We start from the raw sequence: 25,888 nt of genomic DNA on the forward strand, positions 1-25,888 counted from the left end.
CATCCCATAATTTGGTGATGTAGGGGTTTGCTTGTGCTTTCCTCGGGTTTTTGGGTTTTCATCTATATATTGACAGTGTGATTTTTGTCACTGCAACGAATCCTTGAAATTCCCTATTTTTGAAGTTGCCCAAAAGAACTATAACATGAAGGATGCATTTGAACCGTTTATAAAACTGATTGCTTTGGTGGTAGGGCTGCTGGTCGTTGTGACAGCCCTATCCGCCTTTTTGATAGGAATTGTGTTTTTTGTCCTGCGTGGCGGTTCCCTCCCGGATCTAAGCCCCGACAAAACCGAAATGGCCCTATTGAAACCCCTTGAAGCGGTTTACCTTGGACTGATGCCCAAAGAAGTCATGTGGAAAGCTCCGGAATGGTCCTCCGTAGAAAACGAACCCAATGCCGAGGATATCAAATATGGAAAGGAATTGATCGCCAATACCTCTGAATATTTGGGGCCAAATGGAAAAGTGAAGAAAATCTCAAATGGCATGAATTGCCAAAATTGCCATCTGGATGCCGGCACAGCTCCCCTCGGGAACAATTACAGTGCAGTGTTTGCCACCTATCCCAAAATAAGGGGAAGGTCAGGCCAGATGGAGGATATTCCAAAAAGGATAAATGACTGTTTTGAAAGAAGTCTGAATGGGAATGTTTTGGCGCCCAACAGCAGGGAAATGAAATCCATGGTTGCCTACATCGAATGGCTTGGCCGAGACGTGCCAAAAGGAGAAACGCCAAAAGGTGCCGGGATTTATGAGGTGCCATTCCTGGATAGGGCCTCTGATCCTATAAAAGGGAAAGTCGTCTATGCACAGCTTTGTCAAAGTTGTCACATGGAAGATGGGCAAGGTATGATGCGGGCCGACAAACTCGGTTATACCTATCCACCGCTTTGGGGGGAGAATAGTTACAACCATGGAGCTGGACTTTTCAGGATGTCCCGATTTGCAGGCTATGTGAAGGCAAATATGCCACTAGGTGCTACCTATGAAAGACCCATGCTGACGGATGAAGAGGCTTGGGACGTAGCCGCTTATGTCAACAGTCTCCCAAGACCTCAAAAAGATCTTTCCAAGGATTGGCCGGACATTTCCAAAAAACCCATCGACCATCCTTTTGGGCCTTTTTCGGATACCTTTCCTGAGGAGCAACATAAGTTTGGTCCATTCACGCCGATCAAAGCTGCCAGAGCAAGCCAATAATGGTCAAGAACTTTCTGGCTATCTTACTGCTGGTTTCCATGGTGCCAAAAGCGAATGCACAGGAAGATTCCTTGAATAATGAGCGATCGAAAAAACCTGATATTGAATTGGGATTGCGCTCTTATTTTATGTCCACCGGTTATTGGCAAGATTTTAAAGGGGATCATGCTTGGGGCCAAAGTGCATTCTTGCGGGTCAAAACCCAGTCTTTTCATGGGTTTTCCCTTACGGCAAGTTATGCGGTTTTTGGAAAAATACTGAGTTCTGATCTCTCTGCAAGAGAACCCCGGACGGGCGCCACAAACCGATATGAGATCGGTCTTTTTGATGTGCTCGACGCGGGAAATAACTTTTTCGAAAAAGTGGAGGATCTTCATTTGACCTTCCAAAACAAAAAACTCACGGCCAGTGTCGGTAGAATGGGGATCAATACTCCTTTTATCAATCCTCAGGATGGAAGATTGGAACCTACCTTTGTGGAGGGGCTGAGGCTGAAGTATAAACCAAACTCCCGATTGCAATTCGGCGGGGACCTGATCTGGCGGATGTCACCCAGATCCACTTCCGGTTGGTTTAGGATCGGAGAGACCATTGGGGTTTATCCGATAGGTAGGAATGAATTTGGCGCCCCTTCGGCCTACTTTGGCAATACCTTCAGTGATTTTGTCAGTGTCACCGACCTACGGTACAGGTTGCCAGAAGAAGCGAGCCTTCAGCTGAGCCATACCTTGGTTCAAAACATTTCAAGCACCTATTTGGCCGAGTTTCAAAAAGAATGGAAGGCCAAAGTATGGAAAAACAGCATCATTTCGGGTTTTCAAGGGGTTGTCCAGCATGGGGTTGGAGAGGGTGGGAACCAAGATCCCACATTGCGGTACAAAAACCCCGAGGATCTCAATTATATCTGGGGAGCCAGGATTGGGCTGAAAAACGACAAGATGGTTTTGCATTTGAATTATACAAGCATCAAAGGCAGCGGCCGCTTTCTGAGCCCCAGGGAATGGGGGAAAGATCCCTTTTTCACGTTTATCCCAAGGGAAAGAAACGAGGGCTTCAGCAAAGTGGATGCCTTGACGCTTTTCATTCAACGGTCCTTTCCTGAGCGGTCCCTTCAACTCTCCAGTCATGTGGGGCTTCATTTTCTTCCTTCTCCCACCAATTTTTTAATCAACAAATACGCGTTTCCTTCCTATGCCCAAATGAATCTGGCAGCTAAATATGCCCCCAAAAACTGGGGAAAAGGCCTGGATTTCCATTTGATCCTCATGACAAAAAAAGCATTGGACCAAAGCGGTCTCCAGCCGGGATGGATTTACAACAAAGTCAATTTACTGCACCTCGATATGATCTTGAATTACAGGATCCAGTGGAATGAACAGAAGTAAAGAAAGGCTGTCAAATTTTGGAATGAACTCTTAAATTTCAGGAATTATTTAACATTTTGGAATTCGACTTCGTTTTTGACTTCTTTCCCCAGTTCAAAATCGCTCAGGTTGTCCAAGGTGATCTTGCTGATTTCCTGCAGGGCCTCGGTTGTCAAAAAAGCCTGATGTCCAGTGATCAATACGTTTGGAAATGTCATCAGCCTCATGATGACATCATCATGGATGACCATTTCGGAAAGGTCCTTGAAGAACAGCTTTTCTTCCTGTTCGTACACGTCGATCCCCAAGAAACCAATCTGACCGTTTTTCAATCCCTTGATAACCGCCTTGGTGTCGATCAATGCACCCCTGCTGGTATTGATCAGCTTCACTCCCTTTTTCATCAGGCCAATTGTTTTTTGGTTGATCAGGTGTTTGGACTCGGGGGTCAAAGGACAATGGAGCGAAATGATATCACTCTCCTTTAATAGCTCCTGCAAATCCACGTACCGAATGCCCATTGCCCTGATTTCGGGATTTTCGAAAGGATCATGGGCGATGACTTCACAGCCAAACCCCAAAAGAATCCTGCAAAGTGCCTTGCCTATGGCGCCGGTACCGATGACGCCTACCTTTTTGCGGTGGAGATTCATACCCGTGAGGCCTTCTATGGAAAAATTGTTTTCCCGAACCCTGTTGTAAGCTTTGTGCGTCTTCCTGTTCAGTGTTTGGATCAGCGCGATGGTGTGCTCGGCCACCGCTTCGGGGGAATAAGCGGGAACCCTAAAAACCCGGATCCCAAATTCTTTTGCCGCTTCCAGATCCACGTTGTTGAAACCTGCACACCGCAATGCAATGGCTTTGATGCCGATTTCATGGAGCTTTTTGATCAGCGCTTTGGTGATTTTGTCATTGACAAATACGCATACAGCATCAAAACCAGCGGCCAATGACACCGTGTTGAGCTCCAGTCCATTCTTGAAATAGGTGATTTTGTGCGCGGTTTTCGGGAGGTATTCTTCAAAATATTCCCGGTCGTAAGACTTGGTGCTATAGAAGGCGATTTTCATAAGACTGTTAGGATTCTGGAAAAATGAGAGGAGTTTAATTTAGTTTTTTTGAGGATATGCATCTTATCACAACAGATCCTGCCCATCTTTTAAATTTTTCAGGAGACATTGTAAACTTAAGCAAACCACAACGAATTTCCCAAAGGAAGAATCTTGGGGAATCGCTTCCGAAAAATCTTTGGAGGCACGTTTCCAAATTTCAATCCGGATTGAGAGAGCCGGTTTTTACGAAGGGATTTAGCTGAAGGATTGGGTTTTTGAATTGCAGCATAAGCCATTAAAAAATAAATTGATACCGTTTGTGTAAAAAATGAGGTGATTTAGATCATGGAATGGCCGGGAAATTTTTTTTTAACTAAATAAACCATAAATAAACACAGATAATATAGTTTTCATGTGTTTTTTACGAATTATAATGTATTATTGTGATTGAAAAATGCAGTTGAAATCACCCAAAAGTAAAATAAATTATTTTCCTGAATGAATTGGATTAATGGATTTCCCCCTTTTTCCAGGAGCTATTATGTTGTTTTGTTTGATTGTGAATCACCCTTTATAAAAAACAATAAATATCTGTTAGGCTACTATATGTTTTGGTTTTTGGTCAAACAATTCTTGGCGGTTTAAGTTTTAAATAATTATTTAACTAAAATAACATTAATGAAAAAACAGAGTGGATTTTGGGTTTTCCGAGGCGGTTACAATTCCCCCTTTCGTTTACCGAACACATTTCCATTTTGTTTCCAGCTTCTTTCAGTGACAAGCAAGTTTGTTTTTTTCACCCTACTTTTTTTGTTTTCTTCGTTCGCCGTTTGGTGTCAAACAAATGCGTCATCACTTCCTGTTGGAGCCAATCTTCTTATGGGGGCAGGTTCCATTTTGAATATGGATGTCGATAGAGAATTTGGAACACTGACGGTTTCAAATACAACTAATAATAACACCCAGCCTTCCATCATAACAGGGGGAGGCATCGCTATTTTCTCCACTATTGCTGTAAATGGAGAAGGTAATCCCAATACCTTAACTACTTTGATAATCGATGGTTTATCAACAGTAGAATGTGTTTCGGTATCGGCAGGTGGCAGCCGTCCCAAAAGTGCAACCATCAACGGGACACTCAGAGTTTCGGGAGCAGTAAACCCCATTGCAGCCACAGGCTGGAATACCTTCACCATTGGCCCCGCTTCGACCGTGGAATATCTTGGTGCAAACCAAGCCGTTTATAATGACAATTACCACAACCTGATCCTGTCCGGGAGCGGGACCAAAACGCTACAGACAGGAACGACAAATATTTCCGGCAATTTCACGATGGGTGGAACTGCCACGGCCACCACGGTGGTGGGATTGACTGTTGTTGGAAATGCAGCTATCGGAAACGGGTCCACTTTCACAGTGGGCAGCAATTTTCCCTTGGCGGTCTCAGGATCCACTACGATTGGCGGCGGAACCAGCGGGACATTTGTTTTGGGAGGAACGGGCGCAAAAACATTCTCCGGAAACGTTCTGGTCAACAATGGTGCGGTCTGGAACGAAACCGGGATTGTACCCATTTCTTTTGGTGGTAGCCTGACCAACAATGGGGCTTATACAGCAAATACTGCAGTGCATACTTTTTCTGGTGCGGCATCCACTTTCGCAGGGAGCAACCTCATCACCATTCCCAATACGACAATCTCGGGAACTTACACCAACAATGGAACATTGGTTGTTTCGACAGCCCTTTCTGGCTCTGGTTCGCTCTCACAAGGTACAAATGCCACACTAAGAATCACCGGTTCATCCACCATTTCAACACTCAATGCTAGTGCAACTGGCAACACGGTGAATTACAACGGAACAGCCCAAACGGTATTCAATACCAATTACTTCAATTTGGGGTTGAGTGGTAGCGGGATTAAAACGCTTCAATCCAATACTTCTTCGGTAGGGGGGGGCTTCACGCTTTCGGGCACGGTCAGCACTTCAGCAGTAAGAGGACTCAGTATTGGCGGCAACGTGACGATAGGGGCAGGAACGACATTTTCTGCGGGTGCCTTTACGCATCAGGTGGGAGGAAGTTGGATAAAAAACGGGACGGCAAATACCAATCTAAGTACACTCGTTTTCAACGGCGCAAACATCACCCAAACCATCACCGGAACCAATACCTTTGGAAACCTTCGGGTTTCCCACAGCGGTTCCGGAACAGTCAATGCCACGGGAAGCACCTTGACCGTTCCCGGCCTGACCGAGGTATTGTCAGGGACCTTTATCGGTTCGGGTACTTTCAATACTTTCAATATCAGCAGCGGGGCGAATTTCACCGTTCCAGCTTCGGAATCGGTTTCCCTTTCCGGGGATTTGACCTCGAACGGGCAATTGATCCCAAATACCAGCACCTTCTTGCTTTCCGGAGCGGCCAGACAAACATTGGCGGGAACCGCAAACCTTAATTTTCACAATCTCACCGTGAACAACCCTGCGGGTGTCAAGGCAAATACCGACCTGACGGTCAACGGTATTTTGAATCTCGTTTCCCTAAGTCCAAATGCCAGGGATGGAAGTCTGGACATGGTGGCCAACTATGGTAATTATTCCAATATCATCACCGCCTCGGAAAACCTGACCACCACCATGACGCAGTCCCATGATATTTTGGATTCCAAAATACTCAACATGGGCGCGACTGCCTCCACCTTGGGTTCGGGCGAGGTCACAGGGAAAGTGAGACGGACGACATTTGTGAACAACACAGAATACACTTTCGGCAATCCGAATACCTCCCTTATCTTTTCATCCAACGGAGCGGGTGTACTTCCTTCGGCAATCCTGTTCATCATCACCAAAGGACCCGACAGAGGTGTTCATGCCAACATGCCGCAGGCGGTTCAGCGGCTTTATCAAGTGATCCGGACGGGAGGAACCGCACCGACGACCTATGCCATCAAGTTGAATTATGCAGCCGCTGAGATAAATGGGAATACCGACAATGGCTTGGTGCTTTGGGACCACCATATCCCCTATGTATCTGCCAATACCCCCCATGAGCATGGAAAAACCACGCAAAGTTTTTCCGACAACTGGGTGCAGTTGACCGGACATGGGATCCAATACCTCCAGACAGGTGAGGCAGTAGGTGGACAGACCAAATACTGGATGATCCGAAACACTTTCATTGAAGGAAACAGATGGCTCGGAGCAGCGACCACGGGTTGGAATGCGACGCCCAATTGGTCTGCCGGTTTCGTGCCCACGGATACAACCAACGTGATTATCCCTTCCATCACGGAGTCGCCAAGGGTGGCGATAGTGCCGCAAGGCAATCTGTCCAGTCCCGGGGCAACCGTAAAATCCGTTACCATTGATCCCGAGGGTGAATTGGACGGTTCGGATGGTTATTTGTTGATCAAGGGGGGAATTAAAAACAACGGTGGCGTGGGCTCCTGGACCAACAACGGGAAATTCCTGCCCGGAACCAGCACCGTGGTCTTTGATTATCCACGAACCAGCCAGATCGAAACGAGTACGGTATCCGGATCAGGAGCAACGAATTTCTATACTCTTATCAATTCCACGGGAACCGTGCTGGTGCCGCAGGCAAATGCAGTACTGGGCATTGGCGGGGTATTTACCAACCAGGGAATCTTCGACGCGACCACTTTCCCCAATACCGTTGATTATAACGGAGATATTGCGCAAACACTGGTCAACCCGAATGGCCCTGTTTCCGGCTATTCCAATCTGAGGATAAGTGGGGAAGGGAACAAAACCTTTGGCGGAAATTTCGACATCTATAATGATTTCAAAAACAACGGGACAGGAACGGTTTTGCCAAACAACACCACTATTACCTTCAAAGGGGCAGAACGGCAAATCCTTTCGGGTATTTCCGAAACCCCGTTCTATAACCTGACCCTTGACAATGGATTGGGGATTTCTCTGGACTCAGGCATAAGTGTTGCCAATACGCTCACATTGAGCCAGGGAATCATCGATACCAATGACAATAAACTGACACTGGGCACGCCCGGCTTTGCGGGAGAGGTCACAGGTGCCGGCAGCAGTCGGTTTATCTATGGTGTTTTGAAAAGATATGTCCCCAATGTAGAAAATCTGAACCTAGATTTCCCCGTAGGAGATGACACAGCTTATACGCCGATAAACCTTAATTTCAGCGGGATCACTTCCGGCTCGGGCTTTTTGGAGGCCTCTTCGGCCGCGCTCGTGCCAGCGGCAGGCGAATTGCCTGATGGAGCAGGCTTGAGTGCAGAAAAAGTGATTGGAAGAAGGTGGAAACTAAGCAATTCAGGTGTTGGCGGGTTTACGGACTATAGTGCTGTTCTAAATTTTGTCGCCACTGATGTTCTGGGGAATGCAAACCCAAATTCACTTTTTGCCAGGAGATTGCTACTTGGGAATTGGACTGATGAGCAGGTTGGGGTCCGAACAGCCTCCAGTACAGAAGTAATCAGTTTGAGCAGTTTCGGGGAATTTGCCTTGGGTGAAGGATGTACTTTCCGTTTTGAATGGCTGGGTTTGACTTCAGATTGGAACGATCCTAATAACTGGTGTGGAAATCAGGTCCCGCTTTTGGGAGAGACAGAAACTATCCTGATCCCCCAGACAGCCAACGACCCGATCATTTTAGGAACTGTTTCTATCAGTCTTAGTGGTGAAGTCATCATCCGGGAGGGGGCCAAGTTGATACTGAAACCGGGATCAACTTTCACCCTCAATACAAATTCTGAGATCATGACCGAGACCAATGCGATGTTGGTCCTGGAGTCGGGGTCAAAATATAATAATCTTGGGTTGGGTACACCGGTATTGGAAGTTCATCAGTTACTGGATGGCGTCAAAGGATGGCGGATGTTGGGAAGTCCTGTCATGACGACTTATGCGGATTTTCTTGAAGGGATGGTGACCCAGGGATTTCCTGGATCCAATTTCTCCACATTGCAGCCCAATCTCTTGTGGTGGAGCGAAACCGACAAGGGAACGAGTTTACAGGGCTGGAGAAGACCCAGCAACAGCAGCGAAATGGTCAGCCTGGGAAGAGGACATTATGCCTTTGTTTTTAATGGTGCGACCAAACCCTCCGATGGATTGCCCTATGGAGACAATCTTCCGATTACCCTGAAATCAACCGGCATCGAGCCGAATATAAGAAGTACACCCTTTAATTTTGGTGTTTCATTCACCAGAAGGGATACCAGTCTGATCGTGTCAGGGGATGGATTGCTCGAGGTCAACGTCTCGGATGAGGGCTTCAACCTTCTGGCCAATCCTTCTGCCAGTGTGATCGATTATTTTGGGTCAGGTTGGGTTAAAACCAACGTGGATGAGACGATCTATGTCTGGGATCCCAATGCCAACAGCGGACAGGGCAGTTTTCTGACCTCTAACGGGAACACCGGCAACCTCAATTCAGGAAGGTTGGCCCCTTTTCAAGGATTCTGGGTAAAGACGAATGCAAGCTCACCTGTATTGACTTTTGGCAACACGGCCAAGTCCTTCCTGTCAAGGGACTATGTGGGAAGAAAATTGACACAGGATCCTTTGAACATCCAGTTGCAACTGCAAGGGGAGGGCATGAAGGCCGATTCTTATATCAGCTTCTCCGAGCTTGGAAAAGAAGGACAGGACCGCTATGATGCCTATCAGCTCGAGTCCCTTTCCGACAATTGGCTGCTGCTCTATACCTACGGATCGCTGAGAACCAGCAGCCCTTTGGTGATCAATCATCTTCCGGCGCTCGACCAGCAGGAAAGATCCATCCCATTGCATATCGCAGCGGCAAAGGGTGGCAAGGCACTCAATGGAAACTACAGTCTCTACTGGGAACTGCCAACCGATTGGCCTTCGGAGGTTTCATTGGTCCTGATGGACCATCTCCAGCAAAAGGCGATTGACATGACCGTTCAAAATGGATACGACTTCAATTTCAAAGCACCGGAAATCCTGGGTACCACCAATTCAAAATTGATGAACGGTGGGATGAAGGCACCAAGTGCGGTGGTTTTCCGAAGCCCTTATGAGACCGGTGAGCCCAATCAGCGGGTAAATCCATCCACGCCAAAGCGTCCTTTTTCCATTTTGGTGGGGGGAGAATATCTTGGTGGAGAAATCACATACAGGCCGGACTTCCCAAAGTTGTTTGCCCCTGTCCCCAATCCATTCAGAACCAATGTCAAGATCAAGTTTTACTTCCCGATCGAAACGGAGGCAGAGATTCGGGTTTTGGATATGAATGGGGTGGAAAAAGCATTTTACCCCTACAAGAAATACAATGCAGGAATACAGGAAATCGAAATGGTGGGGGGATCGCTTGCTGCTGGAATGTACATCGTTCAGCTCATTAGCGAAGGGCAGTTGCTGACTCAAAAATTGATTAAGAATTAAGGTATGATCAAGAAACTTCTATATATCCTTATGATTGGGCTCTTGGTGTCGCAGTATTCTTACGGACAGGATACCAGAAAGGCAACCCTTACGGTCAATGCGACCGCTACAGTCACCGACAATCTGCAGATGCTGACCATCCGGAACTTGGACCTGATCAACCCGATCGTGGTGGAAAATCAGATCCTTGTTTCTCCGATTACAAGCAGCTATGCAGGGATGTTTAAGATCACCGGAAACAGAGGGGCTAGGGTGAGGATAACCTTCCTCCAAACGGAGTTGCTGGAAGAACAAAATGGGGGGAGAGGGACGGTTTTCGCACAGTATTCCCTGAGTGCGGCAAGGGATGATATACAGTTCCAAAGTGCCTTGTTGGACGTGGGGGAAGCAGTAGTGCCAATCGGTGCCACTGGGGAATTGTATGTTTGGCTCGGTGCAAACCTTGACTTGTCCAAAGCCACCCCGGGGCTTTATTTATCTGAATTTACGATTGAGTTGGAATATATCTAAATGAACAAATGAATTTGAAACGCTCCCATACCGCAATGAACAAAGGACTGCTGGTCTTTGTATTCCTGATTTTTTCAGGAATGGAGGTTTCGTGGGCGCAGCGGATCAGTTTCAGTACCTGGACGGGGAGTGATGATATCATATTGACATCGCCCCAAGGAGCAATGCCAGGCTTGAATTTCAATCAAAAGCAGGCGGCAATCACCGCTTCCAGCGAGGCTGTTGTCATTGGGATCACCGATGGGCAAACGGTTATTTATGAGATCGAAGCCCCGGAAGGCTTTGATCTTGTGGTGGAGGTGGATGCGCCAAATGTTTTGGCCCTTGAAGGGAATGCGGAGGAAACGGTCCCTTTCCAGCTGCGGATCGCATACAACAACCAAAGTGCAGCGGATCATCTTTCCGGAAAAGGCAGTGCCATCGAACTTCCCCTGGGGTTCAACACGATCGTCTTTCCGGTAAACAGAAGGATGTCAGGCGCCCCCGGACCACCGCCAACTCCGGAGCACGGGGGTTACACCCGGCCAAAAGCCAAGGCCTATCTTTATTTCTATGCCACCTTAGGCCCCATAGGAGCCGTTCTTCCCGGGGTTTATGAAGGAAATATCAATATCAACGTTTCTTTTTCCAGTTATGATTGATAAAAGACATTTCATCCTCTTCGTGCTGATACTGCTGCTTTCGAGCAGTGGAACAGTCATGGGGCAGTTTGTGAGTTTCCGGTTGGAACTCCCGGCAGGGGTGAGTTTTAAGTCCAAGGTGATCGGTCCCAATCCGGAAAATCCCGATCAGCAAATGATTTGGATAGAGATGGTCGCAAATGAAAACCTGACGGTCCTGCTCGATCTTCGGGAAGTGGACTCGGGCAAATACTATGATGGCTTGGTTTATTTCCTCAATGACGGCACGGTCAATTTCGCCCAGGCAGAAATAGTGTCCCAAGGAAACCAAACCTTACAACTCGACAATAGGGGAATGCTGATCCGGAATTTAGAACCCTTGGCGAATAGCCTGCATGCCTGGCTGGGACTGCCGGCAACAAAGGGGATTGTTGCAAAAATAGAATACCCATAGCTGTGAAATTTATTGTCAACCAAAAAAGAATCGCTTATGTAACATTTAAGACAAGATTACTGGGGAGAATCAGGGAGATTCACCTAGATTTTTAAGAAGATTTAAAAACAAAATTCACAATCAAACAAATCAAACAATGAAAACAATTTTAAAATCACTCATGATGGCCGCATTTTTCGCAGGCCTTGGAAGTACTGCTTACGCGCAAAAGACCGCAACGGCACCAGCTTCTGCTACAATTCTTGCCGATTTGACTATTGAATTGGACGTAACTCAGAATGCTATTGCTTTTGGAACGCTATCAGCAACCACGCCGGGAGACATTGTCCTAGATGCAAATGGGGAATCTAACGCGAACACGGGTACACAAACAAATGTTGCGAGATTCGATTTGGGTGGAGCTAATACTGAAGTTACAGTTACTTACGATGCAACTGTAACGTTGACAGAAACTGCTGACGGAGTAGCAACAATGACAATGACCCCACAAGTTGTGGGTGCTGAAACAGATGCTGAACAAGAAACTGCCGGTCTAGTAGCAAGTGCTACCACAGTAACACTTGTTGATAATGCTTTCTTCCTTTGGGTTGGTGGCACCATTCCCCGGTTTGTTACTGCGCAGACTGTAGGATTATACACTGGACTCTTCAATATTGAAGTTGAATATAATTAATCTTAAAACCCTAAAAGTCGGCGGATATACCGCCGGCTTTTTTATCTTTCCCGAATGAAAAAATACCGTATTGCACTTAATTTATTCTTGTCAATGGCATTTGCCTTGCCAAGTCTTGCCCAGGTTTCAATCGCGCCGACTTCAGTCTTTATGGATGCCAATGGAATTGCCTCCCTTTACATCACCAATCCTTCTGAGACTGCTCAGGAAATAAGCGTCAGCTTTCTTTTTGGCTATCCCGGAAATGATGAAAACGGAAGCTTGATCATGGTCTATGGAGATTCTGTTCGCGCAGGACAAGTAGGTATGGGAGACAGATTGCGCTCTTTTCCTAGAACATTTATCCTGGCCCCATTTCAGCAGCAGACCGTAAGGCTTCAGGTACGTCCCGACCGATCTCTTCCCGCTGGAATGCAATTCACCAGGATCAAAGTGACCTCCAGTGCCCAGACTCCGGACATCGAGGAAAGCGCCACAGAAGGGGTTTCCACCCAGGTAAACTTCCGCTTTGATCAAGTGATTGCTGCATTCTACAAAAACGGACAGACCAGCACAGGTCTTGAAATCGGAAATGTAGAAACCATCCAGTCTGAAGGCAAACTGAATGTGATCCCGGAATTCACCACCACCGGAAATTCACCTTTCTTGGGAAGCGTCTCTGCCAGCCTTAAAAATGCAGCCCAACAAACCGTCGCCACACAGCAGCAGACCGTTGCCCTTTACTTCAGCGGAAAACGAAAAGTGGAAATCACCCTTCCTGAAAATCTACCCGCAGGAGATTATACCGTGGAACTTCAATACGAAACCAAACGTGCGGACATTCCTTCCTCGGATTTGGTTCAGGCCACACCGATCACCAAAACACTTGCTGTGCGCATCCAGTAAAAAAAAACATTTCACCCAAATTGAAAAATCGGATACTGGCCAATTGCCTTATCCCTGGAAAATCTATGCCATCTTTTAAGACAAAGTCAACTTGAATTTCATCGGGTTTTTTCGATTCCTAAGAAAATTGCGAAAACTGCCGGTGGCACTTTGCATTCTCGCCTTGAGTTTTTTTCCAAAGGACTTGCTTGCCCAGCAAGAACCTGATGGAGAAGCTTTGCTGACTTTTACCTATCCGGCTCTTGGGCAGGTTTACCTGAATGCTGTTTTTTTTGGCGATATCCCTTTTCTTCCGATGGGAGAAGTATTGAGCTTGCTTTACATTCCCTCAGAGCGTACCGAAAATGGAAAAGGCCTCAAAGGGACTTTTCCCGGGAAGAATGACCAATGGGGCATTGATCCTCTTTTGGGGACTGCAGTAATCAAGGGCAAAACAGAGGTTTTGTCTGCCGAAAACTTTTACCTGGGAGAAATGGATCTTTACCTGCATCCGGATTATTTCTCGAGGATTTTCGGATTGAATTTTTCGACCAATATCTATGCGCTATCCGTTAGCCTGGTCGCTGAAGGCGCTTTGCCGGTGGATGACAAACAAAAAAGAGAAGCACTCCGCAAAAGACTTCAACAGCGCCAATCCGGGCAGGCCTCGGATGCACCTTTACTGTATGACCGGGAAAGAAAACTGATCGCTCCCGGGATGTTGGATTACAACCTGAATACCACCCAAACGGAAAGTGGACGCAGTCTAGGGCTTTTGCTGAATGGGGGAATGGAGTTTTTGGGAGGGGATTTGCAAGGGGTTTTCGCAGGAAACCTGCAAAACGGCAATCTTTTTGCAAACACTTCCGGAGTCCGATGGCGCTATGTATTGCCGGGTGGCATGCGGCCGGATGACAATGTGGCGATCACCAGTATCAGTGTTGGCCAGATCAATACTTCCGGGTTCAACAATTCTACCCGACTCTTGGGAGTGGGTGTCACCAACAATCCCGTGATCCCCAGACTGAAACTTGACGTTTTTGTCATTGATGGTTATACAGCCCCCGATTCTGAAGTGGAATTGCTGATCGGTGGCCAATTGGTCGATTTTCTAAGGGCGGATGAGGTAGGATATTATCGGTTCAATGCCCCCATCACTTTTGGAACCATCCGGCTGGGTATTCGGATTTATACCCCACAGGGAGAGGTGATCACAGAAGACAGACAGCTGCAGATTCCCTTTACCTTTTTGCCGAAAGGCTTTGTGACCTACAACATACAGGCAGGCTTGCCCCAATTCGGCTTGGATAGCCTGGGTACAGAAGCCGTTGGGCACGCAGACATTGCTTACGGGATTACCAATGCGCTGACCGTACGTGCTGGAGTTGACCAAGGATCTTTATTTGGGGTAAACAATACCTACGGTGTATTTGGGCTTTCTGCAAGATTGCTTCAACAATATTTGGTGAATGTGGACATTTTGCCCAACCGCTACTATCAAGCTTCCGGATCGGTTTTCTATGCCAACAATACCAGCATCAATGCCCAATACACAGAACATGTTCCGGGTTCTGAATTCAATTTTTTGGGCCAAGTCCGAGATGCCAACCTGAACCTATTCTATCCCTTTAAGGTATTTGGTAAATTTTCAGGTTTTAGGATCGCAGGCGAAAGACTCTGGTTTGAAAATGGTGTCAGGACCAATTATCAGGCAGATATCAATACACAAATCGGACGGGTAGTCACGCGTGTCAATTATCGGGAAAGAATCAATGGAATCAACGACATCACCGAAGGGGGAACTGGATTGGGGCAACCCGGAGCGCTTTCCTTGGCACTGCTCACCGGCTCCATGACCTATACGGTCCGTAGAAGTCCAAGTGTGCCTGTTTTTGTCCGTGGCATGTTCTTGAGAGGGCAGTTTCGCTACGATACCGATATCAGGCAGCCACAGTCTTACAGTGTGCTGCTTTCGCAGACGCTATTGAAAACCGGAAGGTTTACACTGGGATATGAACAAGATATGGTCAGGAAAGCCGGGCAACTCCAAGTTGGCTTTCTCTATGATTTCACCGCGATACGGTCTTCCACCCAGTTCAGTGCAAGAAAAGACAGCTATGTGGCACAGCAAACCTTCAGTGGTTCCATTGGAATTGACCCTTCAGGGCTTATGTTGCCAACCAACAGGGATCAGGTCACTCGGTCAGGGGTGTCCGTCAGGATGTTTATAGACAAGAATGAAAACGGGGCTTTTGACGAAGGAGAGGAGGTTGTTCCTGCCAAAGCGGTGAGGCTGGATCGCTCCGCAAACATGCTGCTGGGTTCCGATGGCATTCTGCGCATCACCCAACTCCAGAGCTATTGGAAGTACGAAATGGAAGTGGATATCAATGCCCTTCCCAATCCAAACCTGGCGCCCAAGATTAAGAAATTCTCCTTTATTGCGGAGCCCAACAGGTTCAGGAGCATCGATATTCCCCTTTACCAAACCGGCATCATCGAGGGATTTGTTTATTCAGAACAGAATGGCAGTTTGCAAGGGCTGGGAGGATTTCGCCTTATCCTTGAGAAGGATGGAGAAGAAGTCGAATCCAAGGAAGTCTTGAGGACTTTTTCCGATGGTGGCTTTTATGCGTATGGGCTTTTGCCGGGGAAGTATACACTTAGGATAGATCCCAAGCAGCTGGAGTTTATGCAGTCTGATTCCGAGCCTGGGGTTCTTGAGTTTGAAATCCTTGCTTTGGCAGATGGGGATTACAAGGAAAATCTGAATTTTGTCCTCCGAAAAATACCAGCCGCTCCGGAAGATTGATTAGATTTAAATCCGACGGATGTAAGGGTTTCGTGAAGGAAGTGGACCTTGCAAGGAAAACAGCGCCTTTTCAGTCAAAGGCAAAGCACCGCTAAGGTGAAGTCGAATACAGGGACGAAGGGATGGGTTTTGGCCAATTTTAGTCCGAAGTAGAATCGCGAATGGATAGGTGTTATACCTGATAGAATCGGGCTGAAACCCGAAAATACGGGTTAAAACCCGGAAAAACGGGCTGAAACTCTATTGCCATGGTCTGTGTCCTCACAGACCATTAGGATAGGTTTTGACCATTTTCAGCCCGAAGTAGCATCGCGAATGGACAGGTGTTAATATCTGATAGAATACTCGCTGAAACCCGGAAACGCGGGCTAAAACTCTGTTCCCATGGTCTGTGTCCTCACAGACCATTAGTTGAAAGCTGATAGAGTATGGGTTAAAACCCGAAAACACGGGTTAAACCATAAAGTCACAAAAAAAAACCCAGACTGGATTTCAGTCTGGGTTTTTTTTAAGCGCTTTGAAATAACTTAATTCGTTCTTTCAACACTGACCTGATCCAATCCTCTTTTTTTCAAAAGGGCATCGATCTTGGGTTCAGCGCCTCTGAACTTTACATACATTTTCATCGGATCATCCGTTCCACCTCTTTCCAGGATCTCTTTTCTGAAAGCCTGGGATTTTTCTTGGTTGAACAATTCCGTTTCCTTAAAGGCTTGGAAAGCATCCGTATCCAATACACCTGACCAGATATAGCTGTAATATCCTGCGGAATAGCCTCCAGAGAAAATATGGTTGAAGTAGGTGCTTCTGTATCTTGGAATGATATTGTCAGTCAAGCCGATCTTTTCCATGGATGCAGTCTCAAAATCTCCAGCATTGGCCGTGATGGCCGTTTCCTGGGTATGGTAATCCAAATCCAAAAGGGAAGCAGCCAAATATTCCGTGGTTCCAAAACCTTGACCCAAAGTCCCGCTTTTGCTCAGCTTCTCGATCAACGCATCTGGAATCACTTCTCCTGTGCTGTAATGCACTGCATATTGTTTCAATACAGCTGGGTCAGTTGCCCAATTTTCCATGATTTGTGAAGGAAGCTCCACAAAATCCCTTGGGACTGAAGTGCCTGCAAGGCTTCTGTACTGCACATTGGAAAGCAATCCGTGCAAGGCATGTCCAAATTCATGGAAGAAGGTGGTCACCTCGTCGAAGGTCAACAAGGCGGGAGCATTGCCCGTAGCCTTGGTGAAATTGCAAACGATGGAAATCACGGGGGCCTTTCGCTCGCCGTTCAGGGTTTGCTGTGGTCGGTAGGAAGTCATCCATGCGCCACCTCTTTTGGAAGCCCTAGGGTGGAAATCCATATACAATACGCCTACATGTGATCCGTCGGCCTCTTTAACTTCATAAGCCTTCGCATCGGGATGATACACGGGGATATTTTTGATCTCTTCAAATTGCAGTCCGAAAAGTTTGTTGGTGACCATAAAGACACCTTCCTGAACTTTGTCCAAGCTGAAATAAGGCTTCACCTCTTGCTCGTCCAATTCAAAACGCTCCTGACGGATTTTCTCTTCATAATATCTCCAGTCATAAGGCTCCAGTTGAAAATCCCCACCTGAGGCAGTGATCATTTTCTGCATGTCCGCCGCTTCATCCTTGGCTTTGGCCAAAGCCGGCGTCCAGAGTTGGTTCAACAGTTTATAGACATTTTCCGCATTCTTGGCCATGGTTTCTTCCAGGACATAGTCTGCATGGGATTTGTAACCCAAGAGTTGGGCTTTCTCCATTCTTAAATTGGCAATATCGATCGCGTTCTTTTTGTTGTCTTTGTCATTGCCTTGGTCGCCACGGTTTTTGTAAGCCTCCCAGATTTGTTTCCGGAGTTCGCGGTTATCGGCATATTGCAAAAAGGGCATTACACTTGGGTTCTGAAGCGTGAAAAGCCACTTGCCTTCTTCCCCTGCTGCTTTGGCATCGCCGGCAGCACCTTCGATCAAGCCCGCAGGTAGTCCAGCCAAATCAGATTCCTGATCGACCCATAATTTGTAGGCATTGGTTTCGGCCAGGATATTCTGACCAAACTGAAGGCCAAGGGTGGAGAGTTTGCTGTTGATTTCTCTCAATTTTACTTTGTCGGTTTCGTTCAGGTTTGCGCCGTTCCTGACAAAGGATTTGTATTTTTTCTCCAACAGTTTGGCCTGTTCTGGATTAAGCCCCAAGTTTTCCTGGTTGTCCCAGATGGATTTTACTCTCGCAAAAAGCTTCTCGTTGAGGTTGATGTTGTCGCTATGCTTGGAAAGTTCGGGCGCCATGTCCCTTGCGATTCCCTGAAGCGTGTCGTTGGTGTTGGCTCCATTCAGGTTGCCAAATACAGTATTGACTTTATTGAGCAATTCCCCGGAATATTCCATCGCCTCGATGGTGTTTTCAAAGGTGGGCGCATCGGGATTGTTGACGATTGCATCAATCTCCTCTTGCTGCTTTTTGATGCCGTCTTGGAGTGCCGGGACGAAGTGCTCGTTTTTGATGAGATCAAAAGGAGGGACTTCAAAAGGCGTATTGTACGCTTCAAAGAAAGGATTCATATCCGCTGTTTTTTCTTCCGCTTTGCTGCAGCCGTAGATCGTGGCTCCTGCTGCAACCAGAGCAATGATGGTTTTATTCATGATACATTATATTTGAGTTGCTGCAAATATAAAGAGAATTCATTGGGGAGAAAACAAGGCAGGTGGATCCGTGAGAAGCGGTCAAAAGACCTGTTTTTCTTGCCCAAAAATGATTTGCAGCGAATGTTGGCTCTTGGGAATGGCTAAGAATCTCTGAGCCAATCGATTTTTTCCAATATTCCAAGTTTGATAAAAGGGTTTTTTGTCAAAATACAGGAAGTTGTGGCGCATTTGGGATCTAGATTGGAAACCGGCTGTGGTGCTGAAAAATATCTTTGTTTACCAAATCAAGGGGCTTATATTTGCCCATAATCAAGAAATTGTATATCAAAAAAGGAATTCAAGGTGTCAAATAGAACTGTAAATGTAGGAATTGTTCAGCTCAGCTGCTCCAATGACCCAGCATCCAATTTGCAAAAAACCATCGCAGGCGTCAGAGATGCCGCCGCAAAAGGTGCAAAGATTGTTTGCCTTCAGGAATTGTTTCGATCGCTGTATTTTTGCGATGTGGAGGAATACGAAAATTTCAAATTGGCCGAGAGCGTACCTGGCCCATCCACCGATATTTTATCAGGGCTTGCCGCAGAATTGGGTGTGGTGATCATTGCCTCGCTGTTTGAAAAAAGGGCCAGTGGACTTTACCACAACACCACCGCCGTATTGGATGCGGATGGAACTTACCTCGGAAAATACCGAAAAATGCATATTCCGGATGATCCGGGCTATTATGAGAAGTTTTATTTCACTCCCGGTGATTTGGGTTACAAGGTTTTCAAAACCAAGTTTGCCACTATCGGTGTCTTGATTTGTTGGGATCAATGGTATCCGGAGGCGGCCAGGATCACCGCCCTGATGGGTGCCGAAATGTTGTTTTATCCAACGGCGATCGGCTGGCACGTGGAGCAGGATGCCGAAACGAATGAAGACCAATACCAGGCTTGGCAAACCATCCAGCGTTCGCATTCCGTAGCCAACGGTATTCCCGTGATTTCGGTGAATCGAGTCGGCGAAGAAGGAAATATGAGGTTCTGGGGTGGTTCTTTTTTTTCCAATGCCTTCGGAAAAGTGATTTACCAAGCGGACCATATCGCCGAGGAAGTCCATGTAGAGGAAATCGATTTGGACAAATCCGAGCGGTACAGAACCCATTGGCCATTCCTCAGGGACAGAAGGATTGATAGCTACTCACCCATTTTAAAGCGCTTTATCGATGAAGATTAATCCCATCGTCTCTGAGATTTTTAGCCTTGCCCAATCGGGAAAGGTCACACCCGCCTCCCTAGGCTATATATTTCCCGCTGAATTTGGCCCGCACGCCAGTACATGGCTGAGCTGGCCGCACAAGGAAGCTTCTTGGCCAGGAAAGATCGATACGATATTTTCAGCCTATGCAGAATTTATCAAACTGGTCGCTGAGGGAGAATTGGTCCACATCAACGTCGCCAATGAGGCCATGAGACAATTTGCTACGGCACATTTGGTGTTGGCAAATGCGGACCTGAGCAATATCCAGTTTCATTTTTTTCCTACCAATGATGCCTGGTGCAGGGATCATGGGCCGGCTTTTTTGATCAATCCGGAAGCCGAGTGCAAAAAAGCCTTGGTCAAATGGAACTACAATGCCTGGGGTGAAAAATATCCTCCCTATGACCTGGACAACCAGATTCCCATCAAGATTGCAGAATACCTGAATATTCCCTGTTTTACGCCGGGCATCGTCATGGAAGGTGGCTCCGTGGAATTCAACGGCAAGGGGACCGTGCTGACCTCGGAAGCCTGTCTGCTCAACCCCAACCGAAACCCTCACCTTTCCAAAGGACAGATCGAGCAATATCTCATCGATTATTACGGTGTCAGCAACGTACTCTGGCTGAATGACGGTATTTTGGGAGATGATACCGATGGGCATATCGATGACTTGACCCGTTTTGTCAATGCGGATACCGTGGTGACCGTGGTGGAGCAGAATGCCTCCGACGAGAATTATGCGCCCTTGAAAGAAAATCTGGATTTGCTTCAAAAACTCCGGTTGGAAGATGGCAAGCAGCTCAATATCATTGAGCTACCGATGCCTGCGCCGATCGTGTTCGAAGACATGAGATTGCCGGCTTCCTATGCAAATTTCTATGTTTCCAATAAATATGTGATCGTTCCAACCTTCAGGGATGACAATGATGACAAGGCATTGGATATCCTCAGTGGATGCTTCTCGGACAGGAAAGTGGTGGGTGTGGATTCTTTGGATTTGATATGGGGATTGGGATCTTTCCATTGCCTGAGTCAGCAGGAACCTTTGGTGTGAATGTGAGTAAAAAGTTTTAGAATAATAAAATCCCAGGTAAAATGCTTGGGATTTTATTATTCCAGATTTGAGAAAATATCCTCCAGGTCAAGTTCGAATCCCGGGATGCAAATTGATTTCACAATATCACCTATTGTAAAAAGTTTGGAGGGTACATATTTCCCTTCAAGCAGCGTATAGATCAAAAGTGTCAATTCGTTTGGATGAATGATCCAATATTCTTTTACCCCACTTTCTTCATACACTTCATATTTGTTTTGGAGTTCTTTTTTGTTGTTTCCCGGAGAAAGTATCTCAACAATCAGATCAGGAGCACCGATACACCCGAATTCATCCAACTTGGTTTTGTCGCAAACCACACAGATATCAGGTTGGACTACGGTGAAAATAGCTGTATTCTTTTTTGACTTGCCAGGAAGCCTTACGTCAAATGGCGCACCATAAGCTTCACAAGGTTTATTGTTTAGGAAGTTGTGCAGTTTTGTAAAAACATTCCCGAATATCTTTTGATGAACTCTTCTTGGGGCAGCTGCAGCCGATTTGAAGACTTTTCCTTTGATGATTTCCACCATTTCATCCATCTCCCAAGTCAAATAATCTGCATAGGAATAAATACCATATTCGGTAAATGGCTCCTCGGTTTTATGATGATCTGGCGCTTTGGTCTCAAAATCTTTCATATTACTAAATTTAAAAAAAAATTGCTTGGGAAGAATAAAAACTTTGGGATATTAGAAAGGGTTCTTCATGGTTTTTTGTGAGGGACTAAGGAACGAAGGATTTTCTCAGTTTGGATACTTTCGGATAACCATTATTTTCACCCCGGAATAAAACCAAATTGGCTACCAAATTTTCTTTCGTTACTTTTGAGTTCAAATTAAAACCGAAAGCAATGAATTATGTGAAATTCATTTTGGCTGTATTTATTTTTTCGATTCTCATTCATACCCAGGCTTTTTCACAGGATAGAGAACAATATGTGATTCTGATTTCTCTTGATGGTTTTAGACATGATTACGTAGAAAGGTTCGAACCAGAAAACCTTTCGAAATTTATCCAAAGTGGAACTTCCGCTGAGGCGCTGATTCCCTCTTTTCCCAGCAAGACTTTCCCCAACCACTATACCATTGCCACGGGGATGAAACCCGAAAACCATGGATTGGTAGACAATTCCTTTTATGAACCCGAAAAAGACCTTGTCTATTCTATGGGAAGCAGGGATATCGTCGAAGATGGGTATTGGTATGGAGGCACACCTATCTGGGTATTGGCAGAACAAAATGGGTTGAAAGCCGCAAGTTATTTTTTTGTAGGGTCGGAGGCACCCATTCAGGGAATCCATCCAAGCTATTATTTCAATTTTGATGCTAGCGTCCCCAATCTTACTCGAGTGTCCAAGGTATTTGAATGGCTACAGTTTCCGGAGGATCAAAGGCCGAGAATGATTTCACTGTATTTTTCTGATATGGATAATGTAGGACACCGATATGGCCCGGATAATGACGAACAAATCGGTGGAAGACTGGAGAAATTGGACCATGAATTGGGCGCTTTGTTTGAAGGGCTGAAGAGTTTTGACCTGGACATCAACATTTTCATCGTTTCCGACCATGGGATGACCAATATTCCCAAAGAGAATTTGCTCAACCTTGATTCTATCACCGACGGTTTTGCAGCAAGAGTCGTCAACAACGGCGCTTTGGCCCACCTTCATTTGGAAAATACCGAGGAATTGGTGGATGTTTATCAGAAATTGAAAAAATCTGAAAATCATTTCAAAGTGGTCAAAGTATCGGACAGGGAATATTATAAGAATATTGAAAAGTATAGAAACCGATTTGGGGATCTGATCATCCTTCCGGATTTAGGGTATTATTTGGCCACGACCCAAGGCATGGTTTCTTATCAAAACAGGTCCGCCATGTTCAAAACAGATGTCTTTGGGGAGCATGGATTCAGCCCTGAGTTTAAGGACATGCATGGCATCTTTTTCGCCAGTGGGCCGATGGTCAAGGAAGGGTTGTTGATTTCACCATTTGAAAATATTCATATATATCCCTTGTTGGCGACTATCCTGGGATTGCCGATTCCGGCTGACATAGATGGGAATCTTGAAATACTTGAACCGATTTTGAAAGAAAAATAATGGATAGGAAAGAAATAGTGAACAGACAAGAAGTATCTTTTCTGGTGAATACGTTTTACGACAAAGTCAGAAAGCATGAAAGTCTGGGGCCGATTTTCAATTCGGTGGTAAAGGATTGGCCGGCTCATTTGGAGCATTTGACGGATTTTTGGGAAATGGTCTTGCTCCAATCCGGTCCCGGAGCCGGCCAATTCAATCCCGTAAAAGTCCACAAGGAAGTGGATCAGGCTACCCATAGCCAGATCCAGCAGGCCCATTTCGGCAATTGGCTGGAGCTGTGGTTTTCCACATTGGATTCCCATTTCCAGGGAGAAGTGGCAGACTATGCCAAGGAACATGCGCGCAAGATGGCGCATATTCTATTTTTTAGAATCATGGAGGCAAGAGGAATAAAATGAGGGGTTGCGGTAAATGAACATGTTCTTAAGAATTTCGGTTGTGTTTAAAATCCTTGGGTACATGTTCAAAAATTCCTTTTTACCGATTATCAGTTTGTTTTCAATTCTTGCCATTGGTTCCTCCTGCTCCTTCAATGGCGTGACCCGCTCCAAAAACATCACGTACATGGAGGAGGGTTTTGCCGGCAACCTTCCCGAAAAAAAGCTAAACGTTTTTGCACCCAAGAAAGCCAAGGGGGAAAAGAATGTCCTTTTGTTTATTCATGGAGGGAGTTGGAATTCCGGAAACAAGGATATTTATGATTTTTTCGGCAACAGATTGGCAAGGAAAGATGTGGTGGCTGTGGTGATGGATTATCCATTGAGTCCGGATTACCAAGTACACGATATGGCCAAGGCTTCCGCGAAGGCGGTTCAGTGGATTCAGGAAAATATCGGTGAGTATGGGGGAGATCCAGAAAAGATTTTTGTCTCCGGACATTCTGCCGGCGGGCATTTGGCCAGTTTGATTACTATCAGAGATGATTATTTTGATACTTTGGGTATCAAAAACCCAATCAAAGGTGCTGTTCTCATCGATGGCGCAGGATTGGATATGTATGGATTTCTGATGCAGAAGGATTATGCTCCCGGGACTTCTTATCTCAAGGCATTCACGGATGACCCCCAGGTTTGGAAGGATGTTTCACCAATGTACCACTTAGATGAGGAAATGCCACCACTGTTGATCCTGATGGGAGAGAAGACGCTTCCGAGTATAGAAAAATCCACCGAGAGCTTTTTGGAGGAATACAAAAAATACGTATCTGAGCCGAATTTCCATCTTCAAAAAAGAAAAAGGCATGTCCCGATGATTGCCCAGTTTCTCTACACCCCGAACAAGGCTTACCGATGGATGCTTGATTTTATGGGGGAAACCGAGTAGGGGAGGGTCCAAGTCAGATATGGTTTAAGTAAGATCTGGTTCAAGTCTTCAGACTTGGATCATCATATCGCAGTCTTCAGACTGTAAATTTTCCTAGTCAAGAATCTGTGATCAAAGCCTTTATTTCTTTTTCCAACTCTGGCAGATGGCGGATTAAAATCGACCAAATATTCTCATCAGAAATATTGTCGTAGGCATGAATGACTTGGTTTCTCAGGCCAATGATAGATTTGGATTCAGGAAGATGATTGATAAATTTGGATCACGTTTGATTATTCGGTCATCGCCTCGCCGATGATTTCAAGATTCCTTTCGGTAGCCCTTTTGAGCATTTTGTTATTTTGGTAATCGATAAAAACTTCAACTTGGGCTGATTTTAAAAATTGTTGAATTTCTTCAATGGAGACGAGGATATCAAATAGCCATTTATTGATCCTGCTGTCCATAAATCAATTTTTTATTCTTGTTTATAGAAGCGATTAGAATGGGATTCTTGAGGGTTTGTTCTTCCACTAAGTCAATATCCCTGTTGACCAATTCACTGAGTTTTTCTTTGAGGTTCAAAAAATTCTCAAAATAGCCGGAAAGCTCCATATCCTCGAACTTAACCAGAAAATCCATGTCCGAATCCTGTTTAAAATCATCCCCTAGTGCGGAACCAAAAAGGTGAAGCCTTTCTACATGATGTTGTTTACACAGTTTCTCAATTTTCTGAGAATCGATAGCCAAATCTTTCATAACCTAAATATAACAAGAAATAATATGGCCTGCTTGCCAAACAATTGGTTCAAGTCTTCAGACTTGGACCACCATTACACAGTCTTCAGACTGTACTTACAGCACGACCATACGACCACGCACTTCCTTCATTCAATCAAAACCACCTCTATCAACGTATCCGACGATCCCGCATAATTGGCTGCACTGCTATACAAATAATCTTCTTGGGACAGGACAATTCCGGTTTCTACCGGATTTTGGTGGATGTAGTGAAGACAGCGGCTTACTTTGTTATTTGTGTTCAGCTCGATTGGATGACTGTGTTGTTGCCATACCTGAAAGTGGGTGTTGTTGGGGTTGGATCTGCCAGCTTTTCCAAAATGCCAAAGCAAAAACTCTTTTCGGCTTTCTACAGCATTTATTTTTATCGCTTCCAAAATCTTCACGGAAGTGAATTTTTTCATGTCCCTGATCAAGCCTTCCAAAGGTAATTCCCCATTTCTCCCGATGATCAGATGAATGTGGCTTGACATCACACAATAGGCACACAAGTCCAGACCTTTGATTTTTTGACAATATCTGAGTGAGTCCAAAAAAATATCCCTGTACTCCCTTCGGGTAAATAGATCAATCCATTCTACTACCGTGAATGTCACAAAATAAAGTTTGTCCTGATCCCTGATCTTGTATTTTCTGCTCATCTTGAAAAAGTTAGGCTGGTCGATATTTCAATTTAGTGGTTTTTTGTTAAAAGTAGTGGTTCAGGACTTTGTCTT

General features: G+C 45.7%; 21 protein-coding genes. 14 read left to right on the top strand and 7 right to left on the bottom strand.

The features are described 5' to 3' along the window. Nucleotides 1–145: 145 nt before the first annotated feature. Both Q7J63_RS06615 and Q7J63_RS06620 read left to right on the top strand, forming a co-directional pair. Complete coding sequence (locus Q7J63_RS06615; RefSeq protein WP_304884854.1) at nt 146–1,204, top strand: c-type cytochrome; 1,059 nt, start codon at nt 146–148, stop codon at nt 1,202–1,204. Continuing rightward, nucleotides 1,204–2,589: a hypothetical protein gene (locus tag Q7J63_RS06620; protein WP_304884856.1), complete on the top strand. Its 1,386-nt coding sequence runs from the start codon at nt 1,204–1,206 to the stop codon at nt 2,587–2,589. The genes Q7J63_RS06615 and Q7J63_RS06620 overlap by 1 nt, the downstream gene beginning before the upstream one ends. Nucleotides 2,590–2,633: 44 nt before the next feature. On the opposite strand, the gene Q7J63_RS06625 is transcribed toward Q7J63_RS06620, so the two are convergent. Continuing rightward, complete coding sequence (locus Q7J63_RS06625; RefSeq protein WP_304884858.1) at nt 2,634–3,638, bottom strand: 2-hydroxyacid dehydrogenase; 1,005 nt, start codon at nt 3,636–3,638, stop codon at nt 2,634–2,636. A gap of 885 nt (nt 3,639–4,523) precedes the next feature. On the opposite strand from Q7J63_RS06625, the gene Q7J63_RS06630 reads away from it, so the two are divergent. From Q7J63_RS06630 to Q7J63_RS06660, 7 genes are all read left to right on the top strand, one after another. After that, entirely contained in the window at nt 4,524–10,025 is a 5,502-nt protein-coding gene (locus Q7J63_RS06630; RefSeq protein WP_304884859.1) for a T9SS type A sorting domain-containing protein, read from the top strand. A 3-nt stretch (nt 10,026–10,028) separates the two neighbouring features. After that, entirely contained in the window at nt 10,029–10,535 is a 507-nt protein-coding gene (locus tag Q7J63_RS06635; protein WP_304884861.1) for a hypothetical protein, read from the top strand. An 8-nt stretch (nt 10,536–10,543) separates the two neighbouring features. Then, nucleotides 10,544–11,176 (top strand): hypothetical protein, encoded by a 633-nt coding sequence (locus Q7J63_RS06640; protein WP_304884863.1) that lies wholly within the window; start codon nt 10,544–10,546, stop codon nt 11,174–11,176. Beyond that, nucleotides 11,169–11,609 carry a hypothetical protein gene (locus Q7J63_RS06645; protein ID WP_304884864.1) on the top strand — a complete coding sequence of 147 codons (441 nt, stop codon included), beginning with the start codon at nt 11,169–11,171 and terminating at the stop codon, nt 11,607–11,609. The genes Q7J63_RS06640 and Q7J63_RS06645 overlap by 8 nt, the downstream gene beginning before the upstream one ends. Before the next feature lie 136 nt (nt 11,610–11,745). Then, nucleotides 11,746–12,282: a DUF4402 domain-containing protein gene (locus Q7J63_RS06650; RefSeq protein ID WP_304884866.1), complete on the top strand. Its 537-nt coding sequence runs from the start codon at nt 11,746–11,748 to the stop codon at nt 12,280–12,282. 54 nt (nt 12,283–12,336) lie between these two features. Next, nucleotides 12,337–13,167, top strand: a complete 831-nt coding sequence (locus Q7J63_RS06655; protein ID WP_304884868.1) for a hypothetical protein — start codon at nt 12,337–12,339, stop codon at nt 13,165–13,167. Between the two features lie 127 nt (nt 13,168–13,294). Continuing rightward, on the top strand, nt 13,295–15,958 hold the full coding sequence (locus tag Q7J63_RS06660; protein ID WP_304884869.1) for a hypothetical protein: 2,664 nt from the start codon (nt 13,295–13,297) through the stop codon (nt 15,956–15,958). 527 nt (nt 15,959–16,485) lie between these two features. On the opposite strand, the gene Q7J63_RS06665 is transcribed toward Q7J63_RS06660, so the two are convergent. After that, complete coding sequence (locus Q7J63_RS06665) at nt 16,486–18,621, bottom strand: M3 family metallopeptidase (RefSeq protein WP_304884871.1); 2,136 nt, start codon at nt 18,619–18,621, stop codon at nt 16,486–16,488. A gap of 345 nt (nt 18,622–18,966) precedes the next feature. On the opposite strand from Q7J63_RS06665, the gene Q7J63_RS06670 reads away from it, so the two are divergent. Both Q7J63_RS06670 and Q7J63_RS06675 read left to right on the top strand, forming a co-directional pair. Continuing rightward, the gene (locus tag Q7J63_RS06670) at nt 18,967–19,842 is read left to right on the top strand and encodes a carbon-nitrogen hydrolase (RefSeq protein WP_304884873.1); all 876 of its coding nucleotides are present in this window, start codon (nt 18,967–18,969) and stop codon (nt 19,840–19,842) included. Beyond that, nucleotides 19,832–20,923, top strand: a complete 1,092-nt coding sequence (locus Q7J63_RS06675) for an agmatine/peptidylarginine deiminase (RefSeq protein ID WP_304884875.1) — start codon at nt 19,832–19,834, stop codon at nt 20,921–20,923. Before Q7J63_RS06670 ends, Q7J63_RS06675 begins: the two co-directional genes overlap by 11 nt. A 56-nt stretch (nt 20,924–20,979) precedes the next feature. On the opposite strand, the gene Q7J63_RS06680 is transcribed toward Q7J63_RS06675, so the two are convergent. Continuing rightward, nucleotides 20,980–21,603 carry a Uma2 family endonuclease gene (locus Q7J63_RS06680; protein ID WP_019599972.1) on the bottom strand — a complete coding sequence of 208 codons (624 nt, stop codon included), beginning with the start codon at nt 21,601–21,603 and terminating at the stop codon, nt 20,980–20,982. 212 nt (nt 21,604–21,815) lie between these two features. On the opposite strand from Q7J63_RS06680, the gene Q7J63_RS06685 reads away from it, so the two are divergent. The 3 genes from Q7J63_RS06685 (at nt 21,816) to Q7J63_RS06695 (ending at nt 24,392) form a co-directional block, all read left to right on the top strand. Continuing rightward, nucleotides 21,816–23,069: an ectonucleotide pyrophosphatase/phosphodiesterase gene (locus tag Q7J63_RS06685; protein ID WP_304884878.1), complete on the top strand. Its 1,254-nt coding sequence runs from the start codon at nt 21,816–21,818 to the stop codon at nt 23,067–23,069. Beyond that, entirely contained in the window at nt 23,069–23,467 is a 399-nt protein-coding gene (locus tag Q7J63_RS06690; protein WP_019599974.1) for a group III truncated hemoglobin, read from the top strand. The genes Q7J63_RS06685 and Q7J63_RS06690 overlap by 1 nt, the downstream gene beginning before the upstream one ends. A 61-nt stretch (nt 23,468–23,528) precedes the next feature. Further along, nucleotides 23,529–24,392, top strand: coding sequence for an alpha/beta hydrolase (locus Q7J63_RS06695; protein WP_304884880.1), 864 nt, complete (start codon nt 23,529–23,531; stop codon nt 24,390–24,392). Nucleotides 24,393–24,489: 97 nt separating this feature from the next. On the opposite strand, the gene Q7J63_RS20845 is transcribed toward Q7J63_RS06695, so the two are convergent. The 4 genes from Q7J63_RS20845 to Q7J63_RS06715 form a co-directional block, all read right to left on the bottom strand. Further along, nucleotides 24,490–24,645 (bottom strand): DUF86 domain-containing protein, encoded by a 156-nt coding sequence (locus Q7J63_RS20845; RefSeq protein WP_370691873.1) that lies wholly within the window; start codon nt 24,643–24,645, stop codon nt 24,490–24,492. 19 nt (nt 24,646–24,664) lie between these two features. Next, the gene (locus Q7J63_RS06705; protein WP_304884882.1) at nt 24,665–24,838 is read right to left on the bottom strand and encodes a DUF86 domain-containing protein; all 174 of its coding nucleotides are present in this window, start codon (nt 24,836–24,838) and stop codon (nt 24,665–24,667) included. Further along, nucleotides 24,819–25,130: a nucleotidyltransferase family protein gene (locus Q7J63_RS06710; protein WP_304884884.1), complete on the bottom strand. Its 312-nt coding sequence runs from the start codon at nt 25,128–25,130 to the stop codon at nt 24,819–24,821. The genes Q7J63_RS06705 and Q7J63_RS06710 overlap by 20 nt, the downstream gene beginning before the upstream one ends. 128 nt (nt 25,131–25,258) lie before the next feature. Further along, a complete protein-coding gene (locus Q7J63_RS06715; RefSeq protein WP_304884885.1) occupies nt 25,259–25,813 on the bottom strand; it encodes a transposase in 555 nt (184 codons plus the stop codon). Nucleotides 25,814–25,888: the final 75 nt, after the last annotated feature.

The organism is Rhodonellum sp., from assembly GCF_030656585.1.
Taxonomy (GTDB): domain Bacteria; phylum Bacteroidota; class Bacteroidia; order Cytophagales; family Cyclobacteriaceae; genus Rhodonellum; species Rhodonellum psychrophilum.

What these genes read in the sequence shown, in the direction of transcription:
- Q7J63_RS06615 (WP_304884854.1), top strand. Translation starts at nt 146, where the DNA reads ATGAAGGATGCATTTGAACCGTTTATAAAACTGATTGCTTTGGTGGTA.
- Q7J63_RS06620 (WP_304884856.1), top strand. Translation starts at nt 1,204, where the DNA reads ATGGTCAAGAACTTTCTGGCTATCTTACTGCTGGTTTCCATGGTGCCA.
- Q7J63_RS06625 (WP_304884858.1), bottom strand. Translation starts at nt 3,638, where the DNA reads ATGAAAATCGCCTTCTATAGCACCAAGTCTTACGACCGGGAATATTTT.
- Q7J63_RS06630 (WP_304884859.1), top strand. Translation starts at nt 4,524, where the DNA reads ATGGATGTCGATAGAGAATTTGGAACACTGACGGTTTCAAATACAACT.
- Q7J63_RS06635 (WP_304884861.1), top strand. Translation starts at nt 10,029, where the DNA reads ATGATCAAGAAACTTCTATATATCCTTATGATTGGGCTCTTGGTGTCG.
- Q7J63_RS06640 (WP_304884863.1), top strand. Translation starts at nt 10,544, where the DNA reads ATGAATTTGAAACGCTCCCATACCGCAATGAACAAAGGACTGCTGGTC.
- Q7J63_RS06645 (WP_304884864.1), top strand. Translation starts at nt 11,169, where the DNA reads ATGATTGATAAAAGACATTTCATCCTCTTCGTGCTGATACTGCTGCTT.
- Q7J63_RS06650 (WP_304884866.1), top strand. Translation starts at nt 11,746, where the DNA reads ATGAAAACAATTTTAAAATCACTCATGATGGCCGCATTTTTCGCAGGC.
- Q7J63_RS06655 (WP_304884868.1), top strand. Translation starts at nt 12,337, where the DNA reads ATGAAAAAATACCGTATTGCACTTAATTTATTCTTGTCAATGGCATTT.
- Q7J63_RS06665 (WP_304884871.1), bottom strand. Translation starts at nt 18,621, where the DNA reads ATGAATAAAACCATCATTGCTCTGGTTGCAGCAGGAGCCACGATCTAC.
- Q7J63_RS06675 (WP_304884875.1), top strand. Translation starts at nt 19,832, where the DNA reads ATGAAGATTAATCCCATCGTCTCTGAGATTTTTAGCCTTGCCCAATCG.
- Q7J63_RS06680 (WP_019599972.1), bottom strand. Translation starts at nt 21,603, where the DNA reads ATGAAAGATTTTGAGACCAAAGCGCCAGATCATCATAAAACCGAGGAG.
- Q7J63_RS06685 (WP_304884878.1), top strand. Translation starts at nt 21,816, where the DNA reads ATGAATTATGTGAAATTCATTTTGGCTGTATTTATTTTTTCGATTCTC.
- Q7J63_RS06690 (WP_019599974.1), top strand. Translation starts at nt 23,069, where the DNA reads ATGGATAGGAAAGAAATAGTGAACAGACAAGAAGTATCTTTTCTGGTG.
- Q7J63_RS06695 (WP_304884880.1), top strand. Translation starts at nt 23,529, where the DNA reads ATGTTCAAAAATTCCTTTTTACCGATTATCAGTTTGTTTTCAATTCTT.
- Q7J63_RS06705 (WP_304884882.1), bottom strand. Translation starts at nt 24,838, where the DNA reads ATGGACAGCAGGATCAATAAATGGCTATTTGATATCCTCGTCTCCATT.
- Q7J63_RS06710 (WP_304884884.1), bottom strand. Translation starts at nt 25,130, where the DNA reads ATGAAAGATTTGGCTATCGATTCTCAGAAAATTGAGAAACTGTGTAAA.
- Q7J63_RS06715 (WP_304884885.1), bottom strand. Translation starts at nt 25,813, where the DNA reads ATGAGCAGAAAATACAAGATCAGGGATCAGGACAAACTTTATTTTGTG.